The 23,264-nt window shown below is 51.2% G+C and carries 17 protein-coding genes; 11 read left to right on the forward strand and 6 right to left on the reverse strand.

Features of this window, described 5'->3' with window-relative positions; all coding sequences use genetic code 11:
• The first annotated feature begins 262 nt into the window (after nucleotides 1–262).
• Nucleotides 263–1,822: a carbon-nitrogen hydrolase family protein gene (locus NSP04_RS14565; RefSeq protein WP_257513079.1), complete on the forward strand. Its 1,560-nt coding sequence runs from the start codon at nucleotides 263–265 to the stop codon at nucleotides 1,820–1,822.
• On the opposite strand, the gene NSP04_RS14570 is transcribed toward NSP04_RS14565, so the two are convergent.
• Both NSP04_RS14570 and NSP04_RS14575 read right to left on the reverse strand, forming a co-directional pair.
• The gene (locus NSP04_RS14570; RefSeq protein WP_257513080.1) at nucleotides 1,808–3,238 is read right to left on the reverse strand and encodes an aminotransferase-like domain-containing protein; all 1,431 of its coding nucleotides are present in this window, start codon (nucleotides 3,236–3,238) and stop codon (nucleotides 1,808–1,810) included. The two genes, NSP04_RS14565 and NSP04_RS14570, sit on opposite strands and share 15 nt — an antisense overlap.
• Before the next feature lie 3 nt (nucleotides 3,239–3,241).
• Complete coding sequence (locus NSP04_RS14575; protein ID WP_257513081.1) at nucleotides 3,242–4,423, reverse strand: YbfB/YjiJ family MFS transporter; 1,182 nt, start codon at nucleotides 4,421–4,423, stop codon at nucleotides 3,242–3,244.
• 155 nt (nucleotides 4,424–4,578) lie between these two features.
• Here NSP04_RS14575 and NSP04_RS14580 point away from each other — a divergent pair, with 155 nt between their 5' ends.
• Nucleotides 4,579–5,181, forward strand: coding sequence for a LysE family translocator (locus NSP04_RS14580; RefSeq protein WP_257513082.1), 603 nt, complete (start codon nucleotides 4,579–4,581; stop codon nucleotides 5,179–5,181).
• Between the two features lie 4 nt (nucleotides 5,182–5,185).
• On the opposite strand, the gene NSP04_RS14585 is transcribed toward NSP04_RS14580, so the two are convergent.
• The 4 genes from NSP04_RS14585 to NSP04_RS14600 form a co-directional block, all read right to left on the reverse strand.
• The gene (locus NSP04_RS14585) at nucleotides 5,186–6,340 is read right to left on the reverse strand and encodes a fatty acid desaturase family protein (RefSeq protein WP_257513083.1); all 1,155 of its coding nucleotides are present in this window, start codon (nucleotides 6,338–6,340) and stop codon (nucleotides 5,186–5,188) included.
• 24 nt (nucleotides 6,341–6,364) lie between these two features.
• A complete protein-coding gene (locus NSP04_RS14590) occupies nucleotides 6,365–7,510 on the reverse strand; it encodes a ferredoxin reductase (RefSeq protein ID WP_257513084.1) in 1,146 nt (381 codons plus the stop codon).
• 126 nt (nucleotides 7,511–7,636) lie between these two features.
• A complete protein-coding gene (locus tag NSP04_RS14595) occupies nucleotides 7,637–8,806 on the reverse strand; it encodes a hydroxymethylglutaryl-CoA reductase (protein ID WP_257513085.1) in 1,170 nt (389 codons plus the stop codon).
• A complete protein-coding gene (locus tag NSP04_RS14600) occupies nucleotides 8,803–9,216 on the reverse strand; it encodes a hypothetical protein (RefSeq protein ID WP_257513086.1) in 414 nt (137 codons plus the stop codon). The genes NSP04_RS14595 and NSP04_RS14600 overlap by 4 nt, the downstream gene beginning before the upstream one ends.
• 464 nt (nucleotides 9,217–9,680) lie before the next feature.
• Here NSP04_RS14600 and bcsD point away from each other — a divergent pair, with 464 nt between their 5' ends.
• The 9 genes from bcsD to NSP04_RS14645 are packed head-to-tail and all read left to right on the forward strand — an operon-like array spanning nucleotide 9,681 to nucleotide 23,262.
• Nucleotides 9,681–10,130, forward strand: coding sequence for a cellulose biosynthesis protein BcsD (gene bcsD, locus NSP04_RS14605; protein ID WP_257513087.1), 450 nt, complete (start codon nucleotides 9,681–9,683; stop codon nucleotides 10,128–10,130).
• 26 nt (nucleotides 10,131–10,156) lie between these two features.
• Entirely contained in the window at nucleotides 10,157–10,579 is a 423-nt protein-coding gene (locus NSP04_RS14610; protein WP_257513088.1) for a hypothetical protein, read from the forward strand.
• Nucleotides 10,576–11,322 (forward strand): cellulose biosynthesis protein BcsQ, encoded by a 747-nt coding sequence (bcsQ, locus tag NSP04_RS14615; protein ID WP_257513089.1) that lies wholly within the window; start codon nucleotides 10,576–10,578, stop codon nucleotides 11,320–11,322. Before NSP04_RS14610 ends, bcsQ begins: the two co-directional genes overlap by 4 nt.
• A gap of 8 nt (nucleotides 11,323–11,330) precedes the next feature.
• Nucleotides 11,331–13,553: a UDP-forming cellulose synthase catalytic subunit gene (bcsA, locus tag NSP04_RS14620; protein WP_257513090.1), complete on the forward strand. Its 2,223-nt coding sequence runs from the start codon at nucleotides 11,331–11,333 to the stop codon at nucleotides 13,551–13,553.
• Nucleotides 13,537–15,774: a cellulose biosynthesis cyclic di-GMP-binding regulatory protein BcsB gene (gene bcsB / locus NSP04_RS14625; protein ID WP_257513091.1), complete on the forward strand. Its 2,238-nt coding sequence runs from the start codon at nucleotides 13,537–13,539 to the stop codon at nucleotides 15,772–15,774. Before bcsA ends, bcsB begins: the two co-directional genes overlap by 17 nt.
• Nucleotides 15,771–16,901 carry a cellulose synthase complex periplasmic endoglucanase BcsZ gene (gene bcsZ / locus NSP04_RS14630; protein ID WP_257513092.1) on the forward strand — a complete coding sequence of 377 codons (1,131 nt, stop codon included), beginning with the start codon at nucleotides 15,771–15,773 and terminating at the stop codon, nucleotides 16,899–16,901. The genes bcsB and bcsZ overlap by 4 nt, the downstream gene beginning before the upstream one ends.
• The gene (locus tag NSP04_RS14635; protein ID WP_257513093.1) at nucleotides 16,895–20,893 is read left to right on the forward strand and encodes a cellulose biosynthesis protein BcsC; all 3,999 of its coding nucleotides are present in this window, start codon (nucleotides 16,895–16,897) and stop codon (nucleotides 20,891–20,893) included. The genes bcsZ and NSP04_RS14635 overlap by 7 nt, the downstream gene beginning before the upstream one ends.
• 8 nt (nucleotides 20,894–20,901) lie before the next feature.
• Nucleotides 20,902–21,462, forward strand: coding sequence for a GGDEF domain-containing protein (locus NSP04_RS14640; RefSeq protein ID WP_257513094.1), 561 nt, complete (start codon nucleotides 20,902–20,904; stop codon nucleotides 21,460–21,462).
• 3 nt (nucleotides 21,463–21,465) lie between these two features.
• Nucleotides 21,466–23,262 (forward strand): carboxypeptidase-like regulatory domain-containing protein, encoded by a 1,797-nt coding sequence (locus NSP04_RS14645; protein WP_257513095.1) that lies wholly within the window; start codon nucleotides 21,466–21,468, stop codon nucleotides 23,260–23,262.
• Nucleotides 23,263–23,264: the final 2 nt, after the last annotated feature.

Genomic DNA, 23,264 nt, shown 5'->3' on the forward strand with positions numbered 1-23,264 from the left:
GAGGAAAAATTACTAAGGCAGCGAATTAAATGGAATTTGCGCCAGCGGGCAGGACACACTGGGCTGTAACAACACGAAGGGGGTGGGACAGGTGATTACAAGGGTCTGATTGATTTTGTTGATCAAGGTAGCCCTAAATTATAGCGCGCTGCAACAAGCAGGTCAAACCACGTTTGCTGCTTAGAATTGACCGCGAATTCATCAATTATCCGAATGTGTTCTAATACGAGGGTTCATAGAGTAAACAATTGGAGTGACAAGCATGTCGATAGAAATCGAAAATCCCGAATATGAACACACAGAACACAAGCTCACGCTGCGCAATTTGCGGGTGACAGATTACGCTGACATCAAGCGCATTATGGAAGCGGTTTACCACAGCGCCGGTGGCGCGTTGCCTGAGGCAAAATTTCGTTCAATTCTTAAAACATTTCCCGAAGGGCAAATTTGCATCGAAGACGATGGCAAAGTGATTGCAGCAGCCTTCGCGGTGGTGGTTGATTACGACAAATTCGGTGACAAGCACACCTACATGGAAATCACCGGCAACATTTACGCCACCACACACGACCCCAAGGGCGATGTGTTGTACGGCATTGATGTGTTTGCCGATCCTGAATACCGCAACATGCGCTTGGGTCGCCGCTTGTACGAAGCCCGCAAGGAGCTGTGCCAGAATTTGAACCTGCGCGCCATTATGGCGGGTGGCCGTATTCCTGGCTACAAAGCGCACATGCAAGAAATGTCGCCGCAGCAGTACATTGCCGCGGTAAAGCGCAAAGATATTTTTGATCCGATTCTTACCTTCCAGTTGAGCAACGACTTTGAAGTAAAGCAGGTGCTGAAAGGCTACCTGCCGGAAGACAAGGAATCGCAAGGTTATGCAACGCTGCTTGAATGGTTCAATCTGTATTTTGAACCTGAAAAGCCCATGCTGTTTGGCGCACCCAAAACCACTGCGCGAATTGGTTGTGTGCAGTGGCAAATGCGTGAATTTCACAACGTGGATGACGTGGTGAAGCAGGCGGAGTACTTCATCAATGCGCTTTCTGATTACCGCTGCGATGTGGCCCTGTTTCCCGAGTTTTTCAACGCACCCTTGATGGGCTTGGCAGGTAACGGCAATTCGCTGGAAGCGATTCGCCACCTGGCCACCTACACCGATCAAATTCGCGATGAAATGAGCCGCATGGCTGTGAGCTACAACATCAACGTGGTGGCAGGCTCCATGCCGTCGATGGAAGACGGTGTGTTGTACAACGTGGCTTACTTGTGCCGTCGAGATGGCACAGTGGAAGCGCAATACAAGATTCACCCTACACCGCACGAAAAGCGCGAGTGGATGATGGAAGGCGGCAACAAGCTAAGCGTGTTCGACACCGACTTTGGCAAGATTGGAATTTTGATTTGTTACGACTCAGAGTTTCCCGAGTTGTCACGTTTGCTGGCTGACAAAGACATGCAGATTTTGTTGGTGCCTTACTGGACCGATACGAAAAACGGATACTTGCGTGTGCGCCTGTGTGCTCAGGCCCGCGCCGTTGAAAATGAGTGCTACGTAGCCATTTCAGGCAGCTTCGGCAATTTGCCCAAGGTTGACAATGTGGACATTCAGTATGGCCAGACTGCTGTATTTTCACCTTCCGACTTCGCGTTTCCGCACGATGCGATCATGGCCGAAACCACACCCAACACCGAGATGACCCTGATTGTGGATGTGGATCTGGACAAGCTTCAGAACTTGAAAAACGAAGGTTCGGTGCGCAACTTCCTGGATCGCCGACGCGACCTGTACAAAGTGGTTTGGTTAGGCGACGAATAACTGACCGAGTTTTGCCAAGGCCACCGCGGTGTCGTCTGTCACCGGGTGGCCACAATTTATGCGTATACAGTTTTTGTACAGGCCGCTGGCAGAGAACACTGTGCCCGGCATAAAAGCCACTTTGCGGGCAATCGCTTTGTTGAACAGGGCGGCAGTATCGATGTCGCCCGGCAGTTCGATCCACAACACAAACCCTCCTTTCGGTTCCGAGATGCGAGTTCCCTGCGGAAAATGTTTCAACACCAAATTCCCCATGGCACGCACCTGCGTTTCGAACTGTTGCCTCAGTGTACGCAAGTGTCGCTCGAACGATCCTTTCTCTAGGTAATGGGCCACAGCCACTTGGGTAATCGGGTTGGTTGATCCACTCAGTATCCGTTTTTTAGACAGCACCTGTGTGGCGTATTTGCCGCCTGCCACATAACCGATTCGAAGTGACGGGCTGAGTGATTTCGAGAATGACCCACACATCAACACACGATCACTTTGCTTGTAGGCTTTTAAAGGGCGGGGTCGAAACCGCTCGAAATACAGGTCGGCGTACACGTTGTCTTCCACAATAGGAAAGTCGTACTTTTCTGCCAACTCCAGAAGTTTTTTCCGGTTCGCATCGGGCATAACTGAACCCATCGGGTTGCTGGCGGTGGGACACACAATGCAGGCAGCAATGCGGTTTTGCCTCACCGCAATTTCCAGTGCCTCAAGCGACATGCCGGTTTCAGGGCTGCTGGGTATTTCCAGTGCGCGCAGGCCCAGTGATTCAATCATTTGCAGCAGCAGGTAATAGCCAGGCGACTCAACGGCCACAATGTCGTTGTGTTTTGCCACGGTTTGCAAGGCCAGGCTAAGGGCCTCTGTGCAACCATCAGTAATTACCAATTCATCGCGTTTTAACTTCATGCCCATCAACTCGAATCGTTGTTGAAGTTGCTGCACCAGCTCGGGTTGATTGGGCTCCACATGGCTACCCATGGTAAGCAAGTCGGGCCGGGTGCGATTTACCGTGGCGTAACTTCTGCGCAGGGTGGCAATGGGCAGCAGCTCATGGGCGGGGAAAGCCACGCCCAGTGGTGCAACCCCTTCGCGTGTTGAGCTTTTCAGCAAGATGGAAATTTGATCTGCCACTTCCAGATTAATCGGCGGCTCAAGCACAATCGAGTCGGGTGCCTGGGTGCAGGTGCTCGCAATCGATGCAGTTCGGGCCTGCACGTAGTAGCCAGATTTCGCCACTGGCTGCACATAACCCCGGTCTTCCAGCAAATTCAGTGCTTTTTGTACAGTGTCGATGGAATAGTGCCATTGTTCAGACAACTTCCGGATCGAGGGTAATTTGTAGCCTTCCGAAAAATGATTGTTTTCGATCAAGGCCTGCAGGTTCAGGGCCAGGGTTTCATATTTTCTGGCGTTGTTGTCCATGCTTTAAACCCCCGCCTTGGCCAAATTGTCGCGGTCAGTCTGCTTTTTCAATTCCCACACCATGAACACACCCGCCACCATTAACAGGGCAGCCAGGTAAAGCGAACCCCGGTAGGTGCCTGTGCGTTCTGCAATTAGACCAGCCAGTGCCGGTGCAGCTATTTGCGACACACCATAGCTTAGAGTCATGCGGGCCATGGCCTTGCTGGGGTTGGCTGGAAACTGCCGGCCAGCAATGCTGAGCGTTAAATTCACTATGCCTGCAAAGGTGCCGCCAAACAGCACGGCACTCACCATATTGGCCCAGTAGCCATCAATAAAACCTGCCATTGCGATTGAAATGATTTGCAAGATGTAGGCCAGCACCAGCGCTTCGAAGACGCCAGTAATGCGTGCCACGCGGTCCCAAAAGAAGGATGACGGAATTGCAGCCAAACCCACCACCACCCAAACCCAGGGGCCTTTGCCTTGAAGTTCAGGCAGTGTTTCGGCAATGGCCACAATGAAGGTTGCACTGATTACATAGCCAAAGCCCGCACAGAAGTACGCGCCCAGCATCAGCCGCATCCACTTGGTGCTCGGTGGTGCAACATCGGCCACCTTGGCCTCGTCGCTACCGGCTTTGGCGGGCTTGGGCATCCACAGCCAGGCGGGCACAAAGAAAATTACACCGACCATGCCAAGCACCCACCATTGTTGGTCCCAGCTCAGGTAATCAACCATCGCCATCACCGCAAGGCCAGACAACACCAGCCCCATGCCGGCCCCCGCAAAGTGTAAGCCCAGTTCTGTTTTCAGGTTCTGGCGAGCAAGCCAGTTCATGATCAATCCCGATGCGATCAACATGCCTGCCGTGCTGGAAACACCCGAGATAAAACGCAGGAACACCCACAGGTTCACATCCGTGGTCAAGCCCATACCAATGGTGCTGAGCACAGCGACAACAAGCCCGAAGCGATAAAGCAGGTATTTGAAATTCAGATTGCTTAGCGTTGAAGCCAGCAATGCGCCACTGATGTAGCCGATGTAGTTCACCGTGGCCAACCAGCCGCCATCAAAAGCGCTTAGCCCTGCTTGTTCGCGCATGATGGGCAGCAGGGGCGTGTAGGAAAAGCGGGCCAGGCCCACAGTCAGAATGAGGGAGCAGATGCCTGCAGCAATGACCTGCCAACGTTCCAGTTTCATGGGAGTACCCGCACAGAAATCAGTGTTCAAAAGCAGTACAGATTCGATAGTAAATAATCTGTACTGCATATTATTTAATTATCCTGAATCTGTACTGAAAATGCAAAACTTCTTAAAGTGAGTGTTCCATTTTTACTCCACGAAAGGAGTTCGCCATGCAGCACTTTCAAGCAGTCGCCTTGTTTGCATTTCTAAGCATCATCACGCCTGGTCCCAACAACCTGATGATCATGACAAGCAGCATGAACTTCGGTGTACGAAAAAGCCTGCCACATTTCTTCGGCATTATCGTGGGTTTCCCGTTGATGCTGCTGGCCATGGGCCTGGGCTTGAATGCGGTGTTTGAAAGCTTGCCCTGGTTTCACACGGCCTTGCTGGTGTTCAGCCTGTTGATGATGGTGTATTTGGCTTGGCGCATTGCAAGCTTTTCACCTTCAGCCGATGCATTGAGGCCAGGTGCAAAGCCACTGAGTTTTTTCCATGCGGTGATGTTTCAATGGGTAAACCCAAAAGCCTGGTTCATGGCCACAGCGGCGGTGGCTCTGTTTCCGGCCAGTTCAAACACGCCTTTGTTGGATGTGTCGCTGGTGGCCGTGGTCATGGCCAGTGTGGGAATGTTCTGTGTAGGCTTGTGGTTGTTGCTGGGTGCGCGCTTGCGGGCCTTCATTAACAGCCCGCTGCGGCTGAAGTGGTTCAACGGAACCATGGCGGCCAGCCTGGTGCTGTTTTTTGCGTACAGCACCCTGCAAGCCATGTAGCGTTTTAGGGCAAAGACAAACGCCAGATGTTCCAGGTGGTGGTACCAAACTGGCGCGTGAAGCTGCCCTTGTTGTAAGGCAATCCATAACGCGCTGCCAGCGCCTGTACCCTTGGTGACATTTCCGCATAACGGTTGGCGGGAATGTCCGGGAACAGGTGGTGTTCGATCTGGTGGCTCAGGTTGCCCGACAAAATATGGAACAGCTTGCCACCGGTGATGTTGCAACTGCCCAGCAACTGGCGCACATACCAGGCCGCGCGGGTTTCACCTTCCACTTCTTCTTTGGTGAAGTGGTGCACACCTGCCGGGAAGTGGCCGCAGAAAATAATCACATTCGACCAAATGTTGCGAATGCCATTGGCGATCAGGTTGGCCACCATGGTGAAGCCCAAGGCCGCCAGTGCAATGTTCACAATGTCGAAGCCGAAAAACACGGTAAACGGCACAGTGACAGCAGCGCCCAGCAACGGCCAGCACACATAGTCTTTCAACAACTGGTGGCGTACCTTCCAGCCGATTCGTTTAAGCATGGGGATCACTTCGCGCCAGCTTTTCTTGCCCGCCAGCAATTTGTCAGCTTCCAGATCGTGCAAGGCAACGCCCCATTGAAACATCATCATCAGCACAAAGTTGATCACCGGGTTGAACAGGTACTTGGCGTGCCAGCGTTGTTCGTCGGTAACGCGCAATACGCCGTAGCCAATGTCGGGGTCTTTGCCGTGCACATTGGTCCAGGTGTGGTGCACCACGTTGTGGCTGTGTTTCCACTGGTCAGAAGGGCACACGTTGTCCCACTCCCAGGTGTTGGATTGAATGTTGGGGTCGCGCATCCAGTCGAACTGGGCATGCATGATGTTGTGGCCCAATTCCATGTTTTCAATGAGCTTGGCAACACCCAGCATGCCCGCACCCAGCAACAACACCACCCAGAATTGTGGCCAACCCGTGAAGGTCCAGTCGCTCATGGGCAAGAGGAAAAAACTGAGGAAAATTACAATTCGCCCGCTAAGCATCAGCGTTCGCTGCCATTTGATGACCGACAAAATATAGGCGCGGTCTCTACTGCCCAGTGAATCTGCGATTTCATTGCGTATGGCGTCCATTTCTCGACCGAATTCTTCAATGTCGCTGGCGCTCAGATGTGTTGGCATGCCCATGTTTGTCTCCTGCTTCTTTCTTGCTTACACTTCAATTTCTGCGTCGCCCACGGCGGCACACACGCAAATTTGAATCACTTGTCCGGTTTCATTAATCAGCGCATTGGTGCGCAAATCGCGCACGCATCCACTGGCCAGTTTTACGTCACAGCCATGGCAAATACCCATGCGGCAGCCGTGTTCCGGGTTCAGGCCACTGTCTTCAGCCAGGCGCAACAAATTGGTTTCACCATCAGAATTGGCGCTGACATTGCTGGTGGTGAATTTCACCACGCCGGTTTTTACTTCGGTAGGTACACCCGCAAGTTGCGCGCGGAATCGCTCCGTGTGCACTTGGCGGCTAAGCCCTTCTGCCTCGTACAGTTGCTCGATGGAATCGAGCATACTTTGCGGGCCGCAGGCGTACACATCGCGTTTTTGCCAGTCGGGGCAAAGCTGTTCCAGTTGCTCCCTGGAAAAGTGAGGGCGTTTGCCGGTAAGTTCTTCAAGTTTTTGCCCTGGTTCGCGGGTGTGCACAAGGTTCAGTTTGTACAGTTTTTGTGTATCGGCTATTTCCTTCAGTTCTCGCCCAAAAATTACATCGTAGGTGTGTGGGGCATAGTGAATGTGCACGGTGTTTGGCATTCGTTCTTGCATCACCAGGCTGCGCAGCATGCTCATAATTGGCGTAATGCCGCTGCCAGCGGTAATGAAGAGTGGCAACACGGGTTGCGCGTCGGGCAGATAAAAGTCGCCCTGCGGCACGCCAATCGGTATGTGGTCGCCCACTTTCAATTTGCGCACCAGGTGGTGCGACATGCGGCCATTGTCGATCGCTTTCACCGTGATGGTGAAGCAGCCATCATTGCGTTCCGGGGCAGAGCTGATGGAGTAGGTGCGTGTGAAATGTTGCCCGCCGATCGGCACGCCGATTCGCAGATGCTGGCCGGGGCGGTGGCTTCGCCAGTTCAAGCCGGGGCGAAGTGTAATGGTGCGTGAATCAGAAGTTTCATCCCACACGGCTTCCACCCGTGCTTGTAGCGCATGGGTGCTCCACAACGGGTTGACGAGCTCAATGTAGTGAGAGGTACGGAGGGGAAATGCGAAGGCGTCAGAAACTTTCGTTACCAAGCCTGTGACACGTTGAAACAATGAGCTGTTCGACTTCGGGGGTCCTGCTTGAGCCTGCATTCTGTCTCCTCGTTTTTGTCTTGTGAAACGAGTGTGCACCCAAACAGATTTGAAGTCATTCCGCACTGCACCAGCAGTCAGTGTTTTACTTACAGCCCCATGGGTTGGGTGTTGACTGGTTTGTTTTTAGCGGTTTCTTCCATAGGCGTCGTGCGATGAAACCCATTCATCTGCAAGAATGGCTGACAGCAGCGACAAATCGCCTGCCAGCACCGTAGCGCCCACGATTTCAGCCAGTTTGCGTGCTTTGCCTGTGCCGTCACAGCCCAGCATCTTCAAGCATTCTGCCTGGGTGGCCAGGCCAGTTCCGCCGCCCTTGGTAGCGCATATAACAGAAGGCAATGTGACTGAAAAATACAAATCTCCTTCCTTTGTAATGTCCATAAAGACCATGCCGGTGTGGCTTTCCACCACATTGGCTTCATCTTGCCCGGTGGCGATGAACAAGGCTGCGATGCCGTTGGCCGAGTGGGGGCCGCTGTAGGCGCTACCGGCCAGTTGTGCGCCAATGGCACTGCGTTGGCGTTGCTTGAAAATGGTTTCCGGGGTGGTGCGCGCAAGGCGTTGCAACACCTCGCGCTGAATGGTCGCTTCTGCAATCACCCGTTTTCCCCGGCTGTGAAGCAGGTTCATGTGGGAATGTTTTTTGTCGGTTTCGATTGCACCGCTTAATGCAAAATAGCTGATCGCTTCAGGGCTGTTCTTCAAAATCCATTGGCAGGCGGCGTGCGTTGCCTTGCCGCACATGTTTTGCCCGGCTGCGTCGCCTGTGGTGTAGTTAAAGCGTGTGTAGACCATGCGCGCCACTTGCCAGGTTTGAATGTGTTCAAGCTTTCCAAAGCCTGTGGTTTTCTCGGCTTCGGTTTTGACTGTGTTCAGGTTCGCGTCAAGCCATTGTAGAAATCGCTTGGCCGCACGGGCGTCATCGAATTCAAACAGCGGCGCACGCTGCATGAATTCTTCGGCCACGGTTACTTTCACACCACCTGATTCACTGACCATGCGCATGCCGCGGCTGTAACTGGCCACGAGTGTGCCTTCCGTGGTGGCCATGGGCACATAAAACCAGCCTTGCGCGTGTTCACCATTGATCAAGACCGGGCCGGCAACACCCACTGGCATTTGAACCACGCCAATGAAATTTTCGGTGTTGCTTTTCAGGCTTTCCGGGGGCAGGGAATAGTTGCTGGTGTGGTCAAGGCTTGTGCCTGTTTGTTGCACAAGGAAGTCGCGGCGCGCCTTGGCCGCTTCCTCGGTATAGTTGTCGTCAAAGCGTGGAATGGGTGTACGGGTCATTTCCTGGCCCTGGTTTTACGGCTCACTGCGGCAATCGATTCCTCGTAACCGCTGACCAGCTTGCCAATATTTTCCAGCTTGGCCTTCATTACATCAAGTTCCATTTGGGTGCGGTCCAGCTTCATATTCAGGTGGGCATTTTCTTTTTCAAGTACTACCATTGTTTTGGTAAGCTCCCGGTTTTCCTGTTCCAATTCCTTGTTGGCTTGGTACATTTTCAGCAGGTTGGCCTGAAGCCCTTTGACTTTGTCCTGCATGCCATCCACAGTTTGTTTAATGCCACTTTCAAACTGATTAACCTGTTCCACCACGGCATTAATCAAATTACCAGCCGGCAAGCTTGATGCCCGCTTTTGTGCGACTGATTTTAGCTTGTTAAGCGCATTACTGCCTTTTTGTGCCATTCCCATGTCTGTCTCCTGTTAGTAACTTTGAGCCGGTAATCCACGTCTTGAGGTTTTCGGAAAAGTTACACGATACTGTCGGCAATACAACTATGAGACACAAAGCAAGTGTCTGTTACCCGACTTATAGAGTGAATTACTTAATTTTCTGTTTTAGTCAATGTACCTTTACGAATTCAAATTTTTCTGATTTTATTCATATAAATATGTAAAATAAAGGTAAAAATACGTATTTAGGGTGAGTGTTAAATAAATTTTTTGACCGTTTTCACAAATTAGGTGACTGCTGTCACCGTGACTTCAAAGTAACTTTAATTTACAATCGTTGATTACCAGTGCATGCGCATTCACTCGGAAGATTTTCAGGTGAGTTCGGTTTTCAGTCACTGGTTGTGGATTAAAAATTTTAACAGCGCATCCAATGCCGGGTGTACTGAGTAATCGGGTCATTCCCGCAAATTGCATTCGCCATGAACCCTGGACTTAATACATTAATTACTCAGTTGCATCCCAAAGGCTGGACCAGTCTATTTGTCAGTCTTGTTGACGCCAGTGTTGATTTGCTCGAAGAAAACGAAGTGCAGAAATTACTTTTTACCACCGGCTTAAACCTGGCCAAACAAAATCCGTTACCTGAAGATTTATCTCTCGATGAGTTACAAGCCGAGATGAACCTGGTGTTCGATCGCCACGGTTGGGGCTATTCCGAAATTATCCAGAAAGGCAACGAGATTTATGTGCGTCATCTCGGGTGTCCCTTCCTGGTCTGTATGGGGCCGGAGAAATTGGAATTGGCCGGTGTACTTTTGGGTGGAATGTATTACCAGTGGTTCACGAATCTTGGTATGCATGAAGACACCGAAGTCAGTGTCATTTCAGAGGACGACACTGGACTTTTGGCTGAAGTCAGCTTTATTTAAGTTTGCAAAAACGTGTTGAGGGCAATATGAAGGACGTAGAGAACCTATTTAAGCGCTTGGGTACAAAGTCTGATTATCAGGATTTTGGATCCAAAGTACTGGATGACGTCCGACAAAAATGGCCGCTGCTTGACGACGTTAGCACTGCGGAAAAGCTCAGAAAACCTTCAAACATTTCCACAAGTATTGAGAACATTACTGCCAAAGCCGAACCGGCTCCCGCATTGCCAATGTCGGAGGTTGCTCGTCCTCAAGGTGCTGAACAGGAAAGCCGTCTTCCAGTTCGTGCATTCGTGTCCAGAAAGGCGCCTGTGCAGGAGTCTGTTCGCGAAATCTTCAAGTCAATTGGAAAGTCTCAAAGACTAACGCCCGCCAAAGAATCAGATCCAGCGGCGAAGCCGAAAACCCTGTTTGATGGCACGCAATTGAACAGTGGCAAAAAAACTTGAGAACCTTTGTTATTGCTTCCATCAAGGGCGGTGTTGGTAAAACAACCATGACGTCCAACTTGGCTGTTGCGTTGCGTGCGCAGGGCATGAATGTTCTCGTCCTCGATCTTGATCCTCAAAACGCTGTCCGATTTCACCTGGGGCTTTCAGCGGCAGAAGGTGGGGGGCTTGCCGCTTACCTGACTCAACAAGGGCACGCATTGCCAAAATACGAAGCTGCTTGTGGTGCATGGTTGGTGCCCTATGGTGATGTGAATGAAGATGCGCGCCTTCAGTTCGAGTTCATGTTGTCTCAGAATGATTCGATTCTGGAAAAGTTCATTGATCGGATTGGCATCCCGAGCGACACAATTGTGCTTATAGATACACCGCCAGGCCCCTCGCTTTATTTCCGCCAGGCGGTTCATTTCGCTGACCGGGTGCTTGCTGTAGTGTTAGCGGATGCTGCTTCCTTCGCGACCTTTCCGCGCATGTTGGGTTTGTTTGGCCGGTATTCTCAAGGCGCGCGTTTTTCACCCGATTTAAAGTTGCTGGTCAACCAGATCAATCCCTTGAAGGAGCTTTCCGAAGATGTGTTGCTGCTGATGCGCTCCGACTTCCCGCGCGAGTTCATGACGGTGGTCCATCAGGATTTGGCAGTCAGTGAAGCACTGGCCTTTCGTAAAACTGTGTTTGAGTATGACCCCAAGTCGCAGGCCTCCACAGATCTGAAATTGCTTGCTCGTCAGTTGCTCGAGAAGTAGGACCATCAATGAACCATTCAATGCTGGCGAAGTTGCGTGCCAGAACAGCCGCAGCATTCGATTCCCTTGTTTCGGCCAGCGACAACTCCAGTCTGATTGACGACAAAAGACTGCTTTCTTTGGCGCTGGTATTGATCGCGTCAGTTTTCGTGTTTTATACAAGCCTGGAGATGGATCTGGGCAGCCAGATGGTTTTTTCACTAATCGTCGTTTTATTTGCATTGATGATTCGGCGAATTAGCTCTCCGGTTACCCGCATGATCCTGATTTTCCTGTCGATCGTGTTGTCATCGCGCTACTTGTATTGGCGGATTACTGAAACCTTCAACGAGGGCAACCCGATTGACTATGCGTTTGGTTTCGGTTTGTTGGTGGCAGAAATTTATGCGTTTGTCATCCTGATTTTTGGTTACATCCAAACCATCTGGCCCCTGAATCGACGACCACAACCGTTGTCAGCTGACAACAGGGACTGGCCGACTGTCGATATTTTCATTCCTTCGTACAACGAACCGCTCGATGTGGTGAAGCCCACCATTCTTGCGGCTATGGCCATTGATTGGCCCGCTGAAAAAATCAAAGTGTATGTGCTGGATGACGGAAGGCGAGAAGACTTTCGTGAGTACTGCGAAGCGGTGGGCGTTGTTCATTTGACCCGACCTGACAACAAGCATGCGAAAGCGGGCAATATCAATGCGGCGCTTAAAGTTACCCAAGGCGAGTTTGTAGCCATTTTTGATTGCGACCACATTCCGACTCGAAGTTTTTTGCAGGTGGTGATGGGTTGGTTCTCTGGCTATCCCAAATTGGCGATGATCCAGACACCTCACCATTTTTTCTCGCCAGACCCTTTTGAAAAAAATCTTAAGACGTTTAAGAAGGTGCCTAACGAAGGCGAGCTGTTTTACGGTTTGATACAGGACGGCAACGATTTCTGGAACGCATCGTTTTTTTGCGGCTCATGTGCAGTGATTCGCCGTACACAGCTTCTTGAAGTGGGCGGAATCGCCGTGGAAACCGTGACCGAAGACGCGCACACCGCCTTGAAGCTTCATCGCAAGGGTTACGACACGGCGTACCTTGCAGTGCCTCAAGCGGCTGGCCTGGCCACGGAAAGCCTCTCTGGACACGTCGGTCAGCGCATTCGCTGGGCACGTGGTATGGCTCAAATTTTTCGGACCGACAATCCTTTGCTGGGCAAGGGGTTGAGTTTTGGACAAAGAGTTTGCTATCTCAACGCGATGATGCATTTCTTTTACGGTCTTCCCCGAATCATTTTCTTAACCGCGCCAATTGCATATTTGGTGTTCGGCGCGCATGTGATACATGCTGCTGCGATTGAAATAGCAACCTATGCGATTCCATTCCTGATTTTGGCCAACACCGCCAACTCGCATATTCAAGGCAATTACCGGCATTCTTTCTGGAATGAGGTATATGAGACGGTGCTGGCTTGGTACATCCTTCGCCCCACGCTGTATGCACTGATTAACCCGAAAGCAGGTGGCTTCAACGTGACCGCAAAGGGTGGCTTGATCGAGAAGTCATATTTCGACTTAAAGATTTCTGGCCCTTATATCCTGATTTTGCTGCTTAACCTTTTCGGCTTCATCTTTGGGGTTTGGCGCCTGTTTAACGAGCAAGGTGATGAATTTCTGACCGCGATCATCAACATGGCGTGGACAGGTTACAACGTGTTGCTGCTTGGGGCCAGCGTGTTGGTGGCACGGGAATCCATTCAAAGGCGCGAACATCCGCGCGGACAGCTCGACATCAATGTCAGCGTTCAGACCCCCGATGAGCGGGCGTACTCCGCCAAGGTTCTGGATTTCTCCATGGGTGGCTTGGGCTTGGAGGTGGAGCATCAAGGGCGGCTGCAAAAAGAACAGTCACTTTTTGTGGTCATGCCATTAAACAATCGCAAGTTTGTATTGCCGGTGCGTGTGGCCAGTGTCAGTGGCAACCGTTTGGGTCTTCAATTTCATCAACTCAGCATTGAACAGGAAAAAAACCTGGTCAATGCGACTTTCGCCCGAGCCGATGTGTGGGTGGATTCATGGGCAGTGGCGAGTCGCAAGCTCTCTCTGTCATCTCTCTGGAACATCGTTCAAATCGGTGCGTTTGGAAATATTTACTTGTTACGGAAACTGCCCGGGTGGTTGTGGGCCAATATCAAGTTCCGGGTGTCTTCTATTTTGAAAGTCAAAGAAAAAAATGCTGAAATTTCTTGAAAGTTTTTCCTGGTCTGGAATGGCGAAGGTGTGCTCTCGCCTTGCCTTGTTTTTTTTGTTAGCCAGTGCTGCCCAGCAACCTGTTTTCGCCAATGACTACGAGGCCACGTTTCGGCAGCTCGGTTTTCAGCAGGCGCTCAATATTCGTGGGGTGAACGGGCAAATAGCTGTGCCCTTCAGCGTAAGGGCCGACGAGGTGGTCATCAGTGCCAGCGTGGACCTGATGTATAACTTCTCTCCGTCAATGCTCGATGACTTGTCTCATTTCAATATTATCGTGAATGGCGAAGTGGTTGAGTCGGTGCCTTTGCGCAAAGACAATGCAGGCAAGACCAACCAACGGAATGTGGAAATACCCGTTCGTTTGTTGGCCCAGTTCAACAGGCTGAGTCTGGAACTAATTGGGCACTACACTTTGGGCTGTGAAGACCCCGCACACAGTTCTTTGTGGCTGAACGTCAGCAATGGCAGCATGCTGCGACTGACCACGTCGTCCTTGCCCCTCAATGACGATTTAAGTTTATTGCCAGCACCATTTTTTGATGAGCGCGATCGCCTGCCCATGGTGACTCCAATTGTTTTCGCGGGAGCACCCAACAATGCGACCATTGAGGCCGCAGGTACTGTTGCTTCCTGGCTAGGTGGTCTGGCAAGTTATCGTGGGTATTCCTTTCCAGTTACGATTGGTAATTTGCCAATCGATTACAACACAATTGTCTTGATGCTTCCGGGTCAAAGCGTGCCCGGTTTGAATGTGCCCGCCATGAATGCACCACGTTTGACGATGGCGGTTCATCCGGGTAACAGCAGCAAGAAAGTCTTGGTCATTTCCGGTCGGGACGAGAAGGATCTGAAGACTGCTGTGAAGGCATTGGTGTTGGGTACGCAGTCATTAAACGGCACTACTTTGACAATAGAAGATGAAGTGAAATTGAATCCCAGGGTGCCGTATGACGCACCTCGCTGGGTCAGCAGCACACGCCCGACTAAGTTGGGTGATTTGGTAACACCGTCAACGTTACAGGTTTCTGGCCAGTATCCTGATTTAATTCGCGTTCCGATGACCATGCCACCGGACCTGTTTTTTTGGCAGGCGGATGGAATTCCACTCCACATCAAACATCGCTACACCTTGCGCTCTGAGAACGACAAATCCACTTTGAACGTAAGCTTCAGCGAGAAATTTATTCGAGCAATTCCACTGCAATCCGAGCAGGAAATTTGGCGGGCAGAACGTTGGTTGCGCGACCTGTTGGGCAAGCCCCTGTCGACCAATCAAGCCAGTGTGAAAATCCCTCGGGAGGCATTTTCTCCGAATGGTCAGCTTCAGCTGTACTTTCACTTTGAACAACCTCAAAAAGACCAATGCGCCGATGTTCCCCTTTCAAATATCCAGGCGGCTGTTGATCAGGAATCGTATGTAGATATCTCTGGTTTTCCAAAATACATGCACATGCCCGATCTGGCCTCGTTTGCCAACGCAGGCTATCCCTTCACGCGAATGGCAGATTTGTCTGAAACAGCAATCGTAATTCCTGCCCAAGTGGATTCCACCGCTTTGTCCAATCTGTTTGTATTGTTGGGTCGTATTGGTGATTTAACTGGCTTGCCTGCGCATGGGTTCACTTTGCTGCGTCCCAATGATTTGAAAACAGTTCAAGACAAAGACCTGTTGTTGCTTGGCAATCTTGAATCCGATCCGATTTTGCAAGAGTGGGCCGAGAGCATGCCGGTCACACTCAATGATCAAACATGGAATGTGAAAACAGGGGGTGGTTTTCGATCAATCATTGATCAATGGATTCCGGCGATTCGGGATGAAAGTGTGGCACCGGTCACCAGCTTGACTTTGCGGGGAAGTGAGCCGGCGGGCTTGATGATGGGTTTCGAGTCGCCTTTGAGCAGTGACCGATCAATTGTTGCGCTGTTGGGGTCAGATCAAGGTGTGGCCCAAATTATTGATGCCATGCTTTCACCTGAAGATGTCCAGATGATTCGCGGCAGTGTGGTCTTCTCTAAAGTCGGCTCGGTTGGTTCAGTGCTTGACGAAAAAACATACAGCGTGGGTTCATTGCCCCTGCTTACCTGGATTCGTTACCACCTGTCTTCCAATGTCCTGTTGAACATTCTTTTCCTTTTGGGTGCAGCATTCCTGTTCGCTTTTGTGTTTAATCGGGTTCTCAAGCGGAAGGCAGCTCAGCGCCTGGAAAAACGTTCATGACGCGTGGGTTTTTCATTGCACTGATGGGCATGCTTCTATTTACCGAATCTGGGACTTTGCATGCCGCGAAATGCATTGGTCCATGGACTGAACTGAAGCTGTTTGAGTCCAAACATTTGCAAGGTGGCAGGGTGGTTGATTTCAACACACCCGAGCAAATCACAACCTCCGAAGGCCAGTCGTACGCAATGTTCTTCGCCTTGGTCAACAACGACCGTGTGCGTTTCAAGCAACTTTTGGAGTGGACTGAACAGAATTTGGCATTGGGCGGTTTGTCGCAAAGTCTGCCTGCGTGGAAGTGGGGCAGGTTACGTGGCAATCAGTTCGGAATGCTCGATCCCAATTCTGCATCGGATTCTGATTTGTGGATTGCCTACAGTTTGCTGGAAGCTGCTCGGCTCTGGGACATTCCGGAATACAAGGAGAAAGGCTTGGCTTTGATGAGACTGATCAAGGACCAGGAAAGCGCGGCATTACCAGGCTATGGACCAATGGTGTTGCCTGGGTCGCAGGGCTTTAATCCGTCGCCAGATGTTTACAGGATGAATCCAAGTTATCTGCCTGCCTTCTTGATGAACAGGTTGGGGGAATTGGGCAATGACGAGTTTTGGCGCAATCAGGCAGATTTGTCGGCAAAGCTGGTGGTGAATGCGTCTCCCAACGGGTATGTACCTGACTGGATTACTGTGACAGCTGATGGCATTTTGCCTGACTTGGAGAAAGGCAAAACCGGCAGCTACGATGCCATTCGTACCTATCTGTGGGTAGCCATCACATCGAAACAAGACAACAACCGTGGCCGGTTAATGCAGAGCGTATTTGCCTACATGCAATTGGCAAATCGGCTGGGCGAACCGTTGGAGCGGGTGGATACCAGCACTGGTATTTGGGATGGAACTGCCGCACCCGGATTTTTCTATGCACTCGAGCCCCTCGCGGTAGAACTTAAATTAACTCGACTGTTGACTGCGATTCGGGCGAAGCAGAGTGAAATCAAGTCACAAAGTTACACCCCACTCGCGTATTACGATTGGGTGCTTTTGTTGTACGCCAAAGGTTGGATGGATGGCCGCTACCGGTTTGATAAAAACGGTGCTTTGCAAGTTTCCTGGAACAAAGTATGTTGAACACGACAAGAAAAATACTCGCTGTTTTAATCCTTGCAGCAACTTCGCCCGGTGTGGTGGTTGCGCAAGATGCGGTAAGCAACGCACTAACCGAGCAAGGCAAGTTTTGGCAATCGCGGGGCGATTATGACAAATCTGCCGACGCCTGGAGCAAGCTTTTAAGGCTGGAGCCAAAAAATGCTGACGCCTTGCTCGGAATGGGCCTGGCTGAATTGAACAAAGGTCGAATTGATTCAGCGCGCAATTATTTGGCGCAATTAAAGACCAGCTCAGCGTCAAGAAGCCAGATTGCTCAGCTGGAGCGTGCGCTTGACGCTGGCCGTGCGGACAGTGGCTCATCATTAGAGTCTGCGAGAGCCTTGGCTCGAAGCCGCCAGTATGATGAAGCCGTCAAATTGTACAAAGAGTATTTCGCAGGCCAGCGCCCGACCGGGCTTGTTGCCTTGGAGTATTACCAAACGCTGGGGGCAACCAGAACTGGATGGGACGAAGCCCGCCGTGAGCTGGAAAGTTTGAGCAAAGCTTCGCCCAACGATGACCGCTACGCCTTGGCCTACGCCCAACATTTGTCGTATCGCGAGGCAAGTCGACGGCAGTCCATTCAAATTCTTTCAGCATTGACCGGCTCTCAATCGGTGGGGCAGCAGGCACTTCAAGCATGGCGACAGGCCTTGATCTGGCTGGAAAGTCGTCCGAGTGACTCTGGCCTCTACACGGCCTATTTGGAACGCAATCCGAACGATGCCAATGTCCAGAAAAAACTGGATGACATGCGCAATTCAATCGCGCCTCCTGTGGTTCGCGATGTCGGCGCAGAAAGGGAAGCCATTGCTGGCCGATTGGTCACATCGGGTTTTCAAGCGGTTGAAAACAACAATCTTGCGCTCGCAGAACGCGACTTCCAGCAATTGCTTTCGATCGAGCCCAACAACCGGGATGCCTTGGGTGGTTTGGGCATCATTCGTTTGCGGCAAGAACGCTTTAAAGACGCAGAGGGATTTTTGGGGCGTGCTGCAAGGGGCGATCGAAGTGGCCGATGGAATGAGGCTTTGAGTTCAGCCCGGATAGGAAACTTGATGGTGCAGGCGAACACTCAGGTTAACCAAGGTCGCCTTGGCGAGGCCAAGAAGACCTTTGGCGAAATTCGAAAGTTGCCAGGTGGTACCGAACAGGCAGACACCGGGCTGGCAAAACTGGCCTATGAAGAACAAGATTTTCAAACCGCAGAAAGGCTGTACAGGGGCCTGCTGCAAAAAAATCCAAACAACACCGACGCAAGGGTTGGCCTGGTTTTGACCTTGTCAGCTTCAGGTCGCGCGGATGAAGCTCAGCGATTGATCGACAGCATGCCTGAATCTGCTGTCGCTGGAGCGGGGGGGCTCGACACGCTGCGCGCCGCGATTGCTTACGAAAGCGCTAAGCGGGAGTTGCGGCAGGGTAATGAAAGTGCGGCGCGGCAGTACTTCGAAGACACAGTGGCGTTTAATCCGTCTTATCCATGGGCCAGGGTTGAACTTGCACGTTTGTACAACGCACAAGGTCGCGTTGATGAAGCCAATGCCCTGATTGAGCCACTGACGACGGCAGACAATGTACCCGAAGAATCTTTGTATGCTGCCGCGGTTTATTTTTCTGAAGTTGGCAACAACACAGCTGCCGCCGCGGTTTTGGCTCGAATTCCCAAAGATGAATTAACCAAAGAGCAAAGAGCCCTGACTCAACGCACGGAATTTCGTTCAGTGCTTGACCAGGCATCCACATTGAACCGACTAGGGCGCAAAGAAGATGCTCGCCGTTTGTTGTCTTCTCTTGAACAAGAGGCAACTCAGCAGCCAGATCTGTTGCTTCAGCTTGCTTCGGAGTATGCCGAAGGGGGCGACACTGCAAATTCAATGCGCTTGATGCAGCAGTACCGAAGCACGAGAAGCTTAAGCGAACTAAGTTCTGCGGAAAGCATTCAATACGGTTATGTGCTGCTCAAGAACAATCAGACGGCAGAGTTGCAGTCATTGATTCGCCGATTGCAAAACAGCGCACTCAGCGCGGATCAATCCCGTTCCCTGGCAGAGTTGACCCGTGCCATTGCACTTAAACAATCGGACGCGTTGCGCAACAACGGGGATCTTGCAGGTGCCTATGACGCAATTTCGCCGTCCTTGGCTCAAAGTCCCAACGATCCAGACTTGTTGGCTGCGCTGGCGCGTCTCTATTCTTCTGACAACAAGCACGATGAAGCCCTGCGACTGTATCAATCGGCCTTGAGCGGTAAACCATCTGATGTTGATTTGCTTGGAAGTGCCTTGGGTGCTGCTGCTGCCGCTCAGGAATTCCGGATTGGGCGTGATTTGGCTAGCTCGCTGGAGCGAGCAAGGCCTACAGATCCAATTGCCTTGGCTGAAATCGGCCGTTTTTATCGCGCTTCTGGTGACACGGGCAGAGCACAAAGTTATTTTGAAGCTGCGTTGGCAGCCGAGGTCAAGCTTACCGGCACCAGCTCTGCCATTAATCCAGATCAAAGTCAGATTAAACCCGCAATCCGCGGCGCAGGGTTTGCCTCGGACCAGATCAGACAAGGTCGAATTCCAGGCAATCCATTCAGACAGGGTTCTCCCTCACAAGCGTTGAGCGGGCAGCCCGTCACGCCACCTTCTGTACCAAGTATTTCGCCACGCCCGTCATCGCAGCCAAGTTTGCCTGCAGTTTCCCCGGTACCAGTGTTCACGTCACCGGGTGATTACGTGCCACCACCACCAGTCACATCCGGGCCGAACGATCGTATTTCTGTGCTTCAGAATGAATTGCGTACTTTGGTAAAGCCAAAAACTTCACTTGGAACCGGAGGAATATTCGTGCGTTCCAAGCAAGGTGAGTCTGGCTTAAGTCAGTTAACGGAAGTTGCCGTGCCTGTTCAATATCAACGAAGCATTCTGGGCGGAACCGGGACTGTGTCAGTGACTCCAGTCGTGTTGTCGTCTGGTGATGTTTCCAATGATTTTTCGACGACCAGTCGATTTGGTGCTGGCCCTGCTGCAAGTCTGAACAACTTGGGCTTGGGGCAATCCGGCATTGGTTCTCAAGAATATGCGGGGGCTCAATTGGGCGCAGCATACGCATCGGATGTGTTGAGATTTGATGTTGCAACTCGGCCCAGCAACATCGACAAAACAGATGCTTCAATTGGCCTAAGTTTTTCTGTGCCTGTTGGCCCGGATTTTACCGCAACCTTTCAAGCTTCCAGACGACCCGTCACTGACAGCATATTGTCCTATGTTGGTGCCAAGGATGATCGCGCAGGCCTTGAGTGGGGGGCGGTCAGCGCCACTGGCGGACGTGTTGGCCTGACTCGCGAGGTAGACGGTTTTGGTTTGTACGGCTATTTGGGTCTCTATCAATACGACGGACAAAATGTTGCTGACAACGAAAAAACCGAATTCGGAATGGGAACCTATTACAAAGCCATCAATGAGGAAGACGAACGCCTCACGGTGGGATTGGGTTTAAACACCTTTGGTTTTTCGGACAACCTGAGTTACTTCACGTTTGGCCATGGCGGTTACTTCAGTCCTCAACGATATGTCAGCATCACCGTGCCCATGGAGTATTGGGTTAAAAAATCCAAGCTCAGCTACGGCCTAAGCGGTTCCTTCGGGTTTCAAACATTCAAGGAAGATGGCAACGTCTATTTTCCGACAAGTGCATTGCTGCAAGCTCAGGCACAGTCTGCGTTTGATCAAATCGGTTTGCTGGGCTTGTCAGCTGGCGTGCTTGGGCCAAACTACGGCGGTAGATCCGAGAACGGCTTTGCCTACAATCTGGCGGGTACTGTGGAATATGCACTGTCTCAAAAAGTCGTGCTGGGTGGTTTGATCGGCCTGGACAATGCATCGGATTTCCAGCAGTTCAAGGTGGGCATGTATTTGCGCGTTTACCTGGATCAAGAAGAAACCGGGGTTGCTGCGCCGCCGCAGGTACCCAATCCTTTCATGTATTAATTGCAGCAATGGAATGGTTCCTGATCAGCGGTTTGCTTTTAATGCTGTCGGTGCTTGCGATTTGGGTAGTCATGCTGCGCAGTGAACGTGGGCGTCTGGAAAGCTTGTTGCTGACGGACGAATTAACAGGTGTGCTCAGTCGCAGAGGATTGCTGTTTTCTTTTTCAAATCTTTCGGCACAGAAAACAGACCAAACTGAAATCCAAGTTGTATTTGTGGACATGAATGGCTTGAAGGCCTTGAATTCAGAGGGTGGGCATTTGGCAGGCGATAAGGCCTTGCGAACACTGGGCCAGCGCTTGCGTGAATTTTGTGAACCCAATGAGTGGGTTGCTCGATACGGCGGTGATGAATTTGTGCTGTTCCTGCGAACTTCCTCCGGCGTAACGGTCGATCGTCTTGAACGTTTGAATGAGTCATTGGATCGTAGTCAGCAATTTACTTGGGCGCATGCGATGTTGGATAGGAAAGGCGATTTACTCAAACAAATTAATGATTTGTCCAGGCAAGTGTTGAATAAAAAACTGGACATCGATTCTCAACGTATTTTTGACAGACTGGATTTTTGATTTATGAAGCCCCTATTTGCCCGTGTTTGGATACTTTCAATCAGCATTTTTTACCTGACTGCATGCGGCGGTGGTGGTGGGGATAACGGCGCTGGCGCCGCTGGAGGCGCAGTATCGGTCAATAGCATTACAGGCTTTGTGGCCACAGGCGCACCAGTTCGGGACTCGGTAATAACGGCCACCAACGGTGCAGTCGTGGTGACTGCACGAAGCGACGCTTCAGGTCGATTCACTTTGAACAATATTTCGCAGTTTACGTTTCCACTTCAGATTACTGCGACCAACCCAGCGCGTCCAGATGTTGAACTGCGCACCGTGGTGCTTCAGGGCCAGCGCATTGCAAACATCACCCCAGCCACAACAGCGTTGACGAAAGTATTGGACAGCGGGCAGATAACAGCAACTGAAATCGTTCGTCTTTCCCGTGTTCTGCAAAATGCGCTTGCAAACTATATATTGTCGCCTGCTGCCGTGAATTTCTTTTCTGATGCTGCTTTTCGTCCCGACTCAACGGGAATTGATGCGGTGTTCGACTTGGTGCAAATCGATTTCGATGGGGCCGCTCTGGTGCTGACAAGCAAACCCAATCCGACTTTGCAGGTCAGTGTAAGTCCTGCTCAGGCCAACGGCCCTGTTCTTCAGCGTCCGCTAGAATCTGAGTCGGTTTCCCCGTCCGCTTTGGCCGCATTGGTTCAAACTTTTGACAATGCGTTTCGAACTGGTAATTTGTCCGAGACTAATCTTCGAAATGTAATGCACACTGATTTTCAGGATGATCAGGGTTACCGTGTCAGCAGCTTCGCTCAGGTCTACAACAATCCCAGTCTTGTGTCGGTGTCTGGATTTGAAATTTTGAGATGCTTTGCGGATACTGCAACATTGTTTGATCGTTGTCAGATTCGGCTTGGCTTTTCCCGCCCGCTGACTCGATTCGCCGAAGACTTCGGGAATTCAAACTTTACACAGGTGATTCGTCGCGAGTTTTATGACCTGGAGGTGGAGCGCAGAGACTCACAGCTCAATCCACTGAAGTTGTCTGGAGGCTATTTCAAGCCATTTGCCGCCAAGGTTAAGCGAATTGACAGACTTGACCAGGTCGTTGGCGCAAATGGCTTTCCTGCGCCGGCGTCAACCGTGCAATCCGGTGCGTTTATTCAGGCACCAGTGACCCCGTTCGGCATGCAACCTGTCGGGTTTGCCGAATTGGTCAATTCGAATCTCGTTAAAGCGGAGCTGGTGCAAAGTGCACCGGGCTCTGGTACCACTGGACTATTCAGCGTATCCAAAGCTGCAGAAGGACAATGCGCCGCAACTACCAATCTGTTGGTGGTCCAACCGGATCCCATGGCCGCCGAGGGAGCAAATTGCACCAACGTGGGCTTTGGTAATTTTGTGAATGGGCTGACCGCCAATTCCAGGGCCGGCGAAGTGTTCATGGACTTGACGCAGAGATTTGGCGAGCTGAATTTTGTTAATCGTTCACGCCCAGTCCGGATCGATTCGTCTGCTGCTGTGAATACAAGTGACTTTCCTGTTTTAAGCAATGAATCGCTGGCGAATTTGTTTGAGTATGCTTCCACTCCCATGCTCAGGTCGGTGGTTATTACCCTGGTTACCCCCCCAAATCGACAGTCGGTTTGCATTTCAACCGGACTTGAACCTGAGCCAATCTGTGTATATGGCCAACGTCGATTGTCCCTGTCTCCTGACCAAATCGGGAAGGCCGGTGCATATTTGGTCAGTTCCGAAGACAGCTTTGGAAATGTTATTCAGCGTCAATACCAATTCAATATTTTTTGATA

This window comes from Limnobacter parvus, from assembly GCF_024623725.1.
In the GTDB taxonomy this organism is placed as follows: Bacteria; Pseudomonadota; Gammaproteobacteria; order Burkholderiales; family Burkholderiaceae_B; genus Limnobacter; species Limnobacter parvus.

What these genes read in the sequence shown, in the direction of transcription:
- NSP04_RS14565 (WP_257513079.1), top strand. Translation starts at nt 263, where the DNA reads ATGTCGATAGAAATCGAAAATCCCGAATATGAACACACAGAACACAAG.
- NSP04_RS14570 (WP_257513080.1), bottom strand. Translation starts at nt 3,238, where the DNA reads ATGGACAACAACGCCAGAAAATATGAAACCCTGGCCCTGAACCTGCAG.
- NSP04_RS14575 (WP_257513081.1), bottom strand. Translation starts at nt 4,423, where the DNA reads ATGAAACTGGAACGTTGGCAGGTCATTGCTGCAGGCATCTGCTCCCTC.
- NSP04_RS14580 (WP_257513082.1), top strand. Translation starts at nt 4,579, where the DNA reads ATGCAGCACTTTCAAGCAGTCGCCTTGTTTGCATTTCTAAGCATCATC.
- NSP04_RS14585 (WP_257513083.1), bottom strand. Translation starts at nt 6,340, where the DNA reads ATGGGCATGCCAACACATCTGAGCGCCAGCGACATTGAAGAATTCGGT.
- NSP04_RS14590 (WP_257513084.1), bottom strand. Translation starts at nt 7,510, where the DNA reads ATGCAGGCTCAAGCAGGACCCCCGAAGTCGAACAGCTCATTGTTTCAA.
- NSP04_RS14595 (WP_257513085.1), bottom strand. Translation starts at nt 8,806, where the DNA reads ATGACCCGTACACCCATTCCACGCTTTGACGACAACTATACCGAGGAA.
- NSP04_RS14600 (WP_257513086.1), bottom strand. Translation starts at nt 9,216, where the DNA reads ATGGGAATGGCACAAAAAGGCAGTAATGCGCTTAACAAGCTAAAATCA.
- bcsD (WP_257513087.1), top strand. Translation starts at nt 9,681, where the DNA reads ATGAACCCTGGACTTAATACATTAATTACTCAGTTGCATCCCAAAGGC.
- NSP04_RS14610 (WP_257513088.1), top strand. Translation starts at nt 10,157, where the DNA reads ATGAAGGACGTAGAGAACCTATTTAAGCGCTTGGGTACAAAGTCTGAT.
- bcsA (WP_257513090.1), top strand. Translation starts at nt 11,331, where the DNA reads ATGAACCATTCAATGCTGGCGAAGTTGCGTGCCAGAACAGCCGCAGCA.
- bcsB (WP_257513091.1), top strand. Translation starts at nt 13,537, where the DNA reads ATGCTGAAATTTCTTGAAAGTTTTTCCTGGTCTGGAATGGCGAAGGTG.
- bcsZ (WP_257513092.1), top strand. Translation starts at nt 15,771, where the DNA reads ATGACGCGTGGGTTTTTCATTGCACTGATGGGCATGCTTCTATTTACC.
- NSP04_RS14635 (WP_257513093.1), top strand. Translation starts at nt 16,895, where the DNA reads ATGTTGAACACGACAAGAAAAATACTCGCTGTTTTAATCCTTGCAGCA.
- NSP04_RS14640 (WP_257513094.1), top strand. Translation starts at nt 20,902, where the DNA reads ATGGAATGGTTCCTGATCAGCGGTTTGCTTTTAATGCTGTCGGTGCTT.
- NSP04_RS14645 (WP_257513095.1), top strand. Translation starts at nt 21,466, where the DNA reads ATGAAGCCCCTATTTGCCCGTGTTTGGATACTTTCAATCAGCATTTTT.